A 5,725-nucleotide genomic window follows, 5' to 3' on the forward strand; every position below is an offset into this window, starting at 1 on the left:
GTAACAGTGGAGTGGCCAAGGCCACTTCACTGTTAGTGAGCTCAAAATTGGCGATCTACCGGCTAGCCAAGTGGGTCGCCATCCTGTCTATCGTAGCGATGTTCCTGTCCTTGATGACGGGAGTGTTTGGATCGCTCCGGCTTTCTCAGAGCACGGTTGGTTTGCTTCAGTACGCATTCATGGCATGACCCTGTTGCTCATAATGCAACGCTTCTCGCTCGGCCTGCTGGAACCAGCTCCGCAGAGTTTCCGGCGTGCAGCTGATCCTGGAGGCAATGGTGCCGATGGCCGCCCACTGCGAGGGGTAGTCGGCCTCGTGGTCGAAAACCATGCGTACCGCACGCTAGCGAACCTCGGGGGAGTATCGTTTTGATGTGTTCATGACTCTATCCTCTCAAGGTTTGGAGCCTCCGGGAATCCCGATACGGTTCACCTCAACCCCACCAACTACCCTGACATGAGCTCTCGTCCTCATCGAACAGGAGGTGCTACGTAATTCGTGCATGTATCTGCAGGTGGACATCACCTAGCGCTTCCTTGGTTCTCCGCAGCTCGGTTCGTTCTGTTTGCTGGGGAGCTGAGCAGTAGTCAGCGTGTCGCCATCACATGAGCCTGATTCAATACGCCAAGCTGAACGGTCAGCCTGCCTGAAAAACGTGCTGGTACGGATACCGCATCCTTAAATACACTCATCCCAACAAAAAACCCCAGCTTACTCAGCATCAAAAGGCCTCTGTTTAAACGACCGCCGCCCCTCTACGGGTCGCCTCATCGAGGCGAATGATGGTGTGCGCATTGGAGGTACTAGTGGCAAGGGTGTCGATCACCCCGGTACGCAGTGCACCGAGAATACCCACCGCCTTGGTGTTTTCGCTGGCGATGGCGATGACATCCGGCACCCGGGTCAGGTCCTGGATATTCAGGCCGATTACCCGGCCTTGCATGGGGGTGGCCGAGGGGCGGCCATGAATGTCGATGAAATCGTAGCCCATCATGTCACCCACGGTGCCAGAGAGCCGTGCCTCGGCAATTTCCTGCGGGGTGAACCACCCCATGCGCACCATATTACTGTTTTCGCTGACATCCCCAACGCCAATCAGCGCCATATCCGCGCGGCGCGCCCGATCAAGCGTCTGGCGCACGGTCGGATTGTCGTAGAGAGCATCACGCAACTCGCTGTTCTGTACCAATGCCGGTGCGTAGAGGGTTTCACTATCGCCCCCGAACTTGCTCGCCATGCGTCGACAGATATGGTCCGGGTTCATGTATTCGCCAGCCCGTAACGAACCACCGATGGCACAGACGAAGGAAACATTGAGTGACTCGGCACCGAAGACATTGTCGGCCACCGCCCCAACGTTACGCCCCATGCCCACGGCAACAATCTGGCCATCGGCGAGACTGCGCGACAGGTGGTCGGCCACCAGGCTGGCTACCGAAGCGCGCTGGACATCCGGGTCGGCGTTATCCAGCGCAATCAGGGCCCGCTTCAGACCAAAGCGACGCTTCAACTCGAACTCGATCTCGGCACTGACCGCCGGATGCTGGCGCACCCTGACATCCACGATACCCTCCACCTGAGCGCGCTTGAGCAAGCGCCCCACCCGAATTCGGGACAGCCCCAGCCGCTTGGCGATCACTTCCTGGGTCTCACCCTGCACGTAATAGAGGGTGGATATCTCGGTCATCAAATCGATATCAGCGGTGTCTTGACGCTCATTCATCTTGTTTATCCCATCGCTTTTTCTGGCGGACACTAGCATATCCTAAAAAAGCGAGACTCCCGCACCGGGCGGGAGCCTTGACCTTTGGATGACGGGCTTGGCGTTACCCACAACGCTTCAATACCGGTATCAGGCAACGGGTGATCAGCGCCAGAGATGTAGCACCCGCATCCACGGTGCCCAGGCTTTTTTCGGCCAGTGGTCTTGCACGCCCAACCTTGGGCAGCAGTTCGGCGGTGGCCTCAGCGGCCTCACCCGCCCGCTCGGATGCCTTCTTCCAAGCCGCGACAACCCCTTCTCCCGAGGCCACAGATGCGGACAGACTCTCGGAGAATGGCACCAGCACATCGACCAGCGTCTTGTCACCGGGCTTGGCCTTGCCAAAGCTCATGACATTGTCACTGGCGGCCGACACCCCCGCCGCCAAGCGTTCGGCAACGAGCGGATGCTCGTCACCCAAGGCCTCGCCTATGGAGGTCAGGATCACTCGCCAGATCGCTCCTGACGTGCCGCCCGCCTTGTCGGCCCAACGCTCGCCCGCAAAGCGCAGCACCGTTTCGGCGCCCGCACCATCGGACTGGGCCTGCCTGGCCGCCTCCAGGCAAGCTTTGCTGCCGCGCTGCATCCCGATGCCATGGTCGCCATCACCCGCCACCGCATCAATTCGCCCGAGCATCTCGGCATTTTCATCAACCGTGACGGCAAGCGCCTCCAGGGCCGCCACCACACCATCCGCCAACTCCCTGGAGGCCTGGCTGGCTTCGGGTATCTCGCCCTGGACAACAACCTCCACTTCCGACGCATCGATCGCTTCGGCAGGCCGCACGCTGCCCTTGCGGTAGCCCGGCGCATCCGCCGGCGCTGTCCAGAGCCGCTCCATTTCGTCATCAAGCCACAACAGCGTCAGCGACACCCCGGCCATGTCCAGACTGGTGACCAACTCTCCCACATCCGGCTCGACGATTCTCACCCCGGCCTCACGCAGCAGCTCATCCACGCGCCGATAAACGACGAAGAGCTCTTCATACTTGACGGTGCCGAGCCCGTTGAGGATCGGTACCACCCGGGCGCCAGCAAGCGTCACCCCTTCCGGCAGTTCATCGAGGAGTCGGGCAACCAGCATTTCCGCCAACCCATTGGCGCTTGGTACATCGGCTTCGCTGATCCCCGGTTCGCCATGGATACCCAGGCCAATGGCCATTTTGCCTTCAGGCACATGGAACAGGGCATCACTCGCACCCGGCAGAGTGCACCCATCGAAGGCCACCCCGAAGGAGCGCGTGCGGTGATTCGCTTCTCGCGCCACGACCACGACCTCGGCCAGGCTGTTGCCTTCTTCGGCGGCTGCAGCGGTGGCCTTGAAGACCGTCAGATCGCCGGCGATGCCACGCCGCTTGTCGATTTCGTTCAGCGGCGCGCTGGCCACATCATCGGTAATGGTCACTATCTCGCAGGGGATTCCCTCCGCGACCAGTCTTTCGCGAGCCTCACCGAAGTGCAGGACATCACCCGCATAGTTGCCAAAGGTCAACAGGACGCCGCCGCCGTTGTTCGCCGCCTTGGCCACGGAATAGACTTGCTGCGCCGAGGGAGAACAGAACAGGTTGCCCATGACCGCACCATGAGCAAGCCCTTGCCCGACCAGGCCGGCGAAGGTCGGGTAATGACCACTCCCCCCGCCGATCACCACTGCGACGGTTCCGGGCTCACTGCGGGTGCTGCGTACCACCCCGCCAGGCACGGCCATCAATTTATCGCGATGCGCGGCCACCAGCCCGAGCCGGGCTTCGTCAGGGAAGTCACTAGGATCATTGAACAAGCGTGTCATGGAAACGTGCCTCTTTTGTTGAAGGCAGGCCGGCACCCACAGGGCTCGCCACCGGCTCGCCATAATTGTTGTTGATTGACAGAGTCAGTGCCTTGCACTTTCCAGGCGCGACTCATATTCCTTGATTCTCTCTACCTTCGGTGTGGAAGAGCCGCCAGCAAACGATTTGGCGAGGAAAGTCGAGACGATATCCTTGGCCAATTCAGCCCCCACGACGCGCGCACCCAGGGTAACGATCTGCGCATCATTGCTGGTGCGCGCCTTGCCAGCGGAATAGGTGTCATGCGCTTGCGCGGCACGAATACCGGGCACCTTGTTCGCGGAAATCGCCACTCCGATGCCGGTACCGCACAGCAACACACCCCGGTCGAAACGCCCCTCCTTGATTGCCGCAGCCACCTCGAAGGCCACATCGGGGTACAAGATTGGCTCCGCATCGAAAGTACCAAAATCCACGACCTCATAGCCGAGGTCGCGCAGATGGATGGCCAAGGCCTCCTTGAGATCGAAGGCTGCCTCATCGCCGCCGATGGCGACCTTGAGGTCAGGCGTCTGGTTGGCGTCAGACATGAATGCTCTCCCTTGATGATGGTATTGGCGCTCGAACCCAGCGGCGCGTACTGAACCGATGCCATTCAATTTACCATCAGCCGAGCATTTGTAAATACTATGATCATGCGATCATCTTGCTATTGAAAACCTCACAGCAATCAACCAAGACGCCATTCTTCTTCAAGCAACTGATATTAATATATTTTTTCGGGATTTTCCTCAGAAGCACCTTTTATTAAGCCTTTAGTCTACCCTAGAAAACCGCACGAATAAGACGGACCGTTTGACAATTGGTGATAAAATATCCAATCATCTGATCATCCATCGTTCATAAATTACCGACAGGAGGCCGCATGTCCCAGCTCGATACCTTGCGCCAATACTCCCTGGTGGTCGCCGACACCGGCGACCTCGAGGCCATCCGGCGCTACCAGCCACAGGACGCCACCACCAACCCCTCGCTGATCCTCAAGGCCTTCGAACTCCCCAATTACCAGCCGCTGATCGACGAGGAACTGGCGACGATTCGCGCCGAGGGCGGTGACCTCCAACCCCGGGCCGAATACGCCGTCGATCGCCTAGCCGTGGCCATGGGCAGCCAGATCGCCGAGGTGGTCCCCGGTCGCGTTTCCACCGAGGTGGCGGCCCGTCTCTCCTTCGATACCCAAGCCAGCATCCGTAAGGCCCATGAGCTGATCGAGCTGTATGAACGACACGGCATTGGGCGCGATCGTGTGCTGATCAAGCTGGCCGCCACCTGGGAAGGCATCCGCGCCGCCGAGGTGCTGGAGCGAGAGGGTATCCAGTGCAACCTGACCCTATTGTTCAGCGAGGCCCAGGCCCAGGCCTGCTTCGACGCCGGCGTGTTCCTGGTTTCACCCTTCGTCGGCCGGGTCACCGACTGGTACAAGCAGACGACCGGCCAGGACTTCACCCCCGAAAACGACCCAGGCGTACAGTTCGTGCGCAGCGTCTGCCAGCGGGCCACCCAGGGCGGCTTCGATACCGTTGTGATGGGTGCAAGCTTCCGCACCAGCGGCCAGGTACTCGCCCTGGCCGGCTGCCCAAGACTGACCATTTCACCGGAACTGCTTGAAGCGCTGGCAGCTGCCGAAGGCGAAGTGGTGCGCGGTGTTGCACCGGAAAGCGCTGACGGTCAACTCCCAGCCCTCCTCACCGAGGCCGAGTTCCGTTGGGAGCACAACGAGGACGCCATGGCCACCGAGAAACTTGCCGAGGGCATCCGTCGCTTCGCCTCCGATCAACGCAAGCTCGAGTCGCTCATCGCCAAACGCCTCACCGCCTGATACTTGTCACCAAGAGCAACACCCCAGCACCGTCATCAACAACAATCAACCAAGGGAAAGAGTCGATATGCCGTCCCGTTTTGAACTGGCCAATGCCATTCGCGCCCTGTCCATGGATGCCGTCCAGAAGGCCAAGTCCGGCCACCCCGGCGCCCCCATGGGCATGGCCGACATCGCCGAAGTGCTCTGGAACGACCATCTCAAGCACAATCCGGCCGACCCCAAGTGGCCCGACCGCGACCGCTTCGTGCTCTCCAACGGCCACGGCTCCATGTTGCTCTACTCGCTGCTGCACCTGACCGGCTATGAACTCG

Annotated in this window: 5 protein-coding genes and 2 pseudogenes; 3 read left to right on the forward strand and 4 right to left on the reverse strand. The window is 60.3% G+C overall.

Annotated elements, in window-relative coordinates:
- Positions 1–188 (forward strand): hypothetical protein (locus C6V82_RS18195; protein WP_219908169.1); only part of this gene is annotated, 188 nt, incomplete at its 5' end.
- A gap of 20 nt (positions 189–208) precedes the next feature.
- On the opposite strand, the pseudogene C6V82_RS18335 reads toward C6V82_RS18195, so the two are convergent.
- From C6V82_RS18335 to rpiB, 4 genes and pseudogenes are all read right to left on the reverse strand, one after another.
- Positions 209–331, reverse strand: a pseudogene (locus C6V82_RS18335) (IS3-like element ISEc25 family transposase); the annotation flags it as partial.
- 406 nt (positions 332–737) lie between these two features.
- A complete protein-coding gene (locus tag C6V82_RS17925) occupies positions 738–1,724 on the reverse strand; it encodes a sugar-binding transcriptional regulator (protein WP_102588097.1) in 987 nt (328 codons plus the stop codon).
- Between the two features lie 103 nt (positions 1,725–1,827).
- A complete protein-coding gene (locus C6V82_RS17930) occupies positions 1,828–3,552 on the reverse strand; it encodes a dihydroxyacetone kinase family protein (RefSeq protein WP_102588098.1) in 1,725 nt (574 codons plus the stop codon).
- Between the two features lie 84 nt (positions 3,553–3,636).
- Positions 3,637–4,122: a ribose 5-phosphate isomerase B gene (rpiB, locus tag C6V82_RS17935; protein WP_102588099.1), complete on the reverse strand. Its 486-nt coding sequence runs from the start codon at positions 4,120–4,122 to the stop codon at positions 3,637–3,639.
- A gap of 335 nt (positions 4,123–4,457) precedes the next feature.
- Here rpiB and tal point away from each other — a divergent pair, with 335 nt between their 5' ends.
- On the forward strand, positions 4,458–5,411 hold the full coding sequence (gene tal / locus C6V82_RS17940) for a transaldolase (protein WP_102588100.1): 954 nt from the start codon (positions 4,458–4,460) through the stop codon (positions 5,409–5,411).
- Between the two features lie 67 nt (positions 5,412–5,478).
- Positions 5,479–5,725, forward strand: a pseudogene (locus tag C6V82_RS17945) (transketolase); the annotation flags it as partial.

It is taken from the genome of Halomonas urumqiensis, from assembly GCF_003028575.1.
GTDB lineage: Bacteria > Pseudomonadota > Gammaproteobacteria > Pseudomonadales > Halomonadaceae > Halomonas > Halomonas urumqiensis.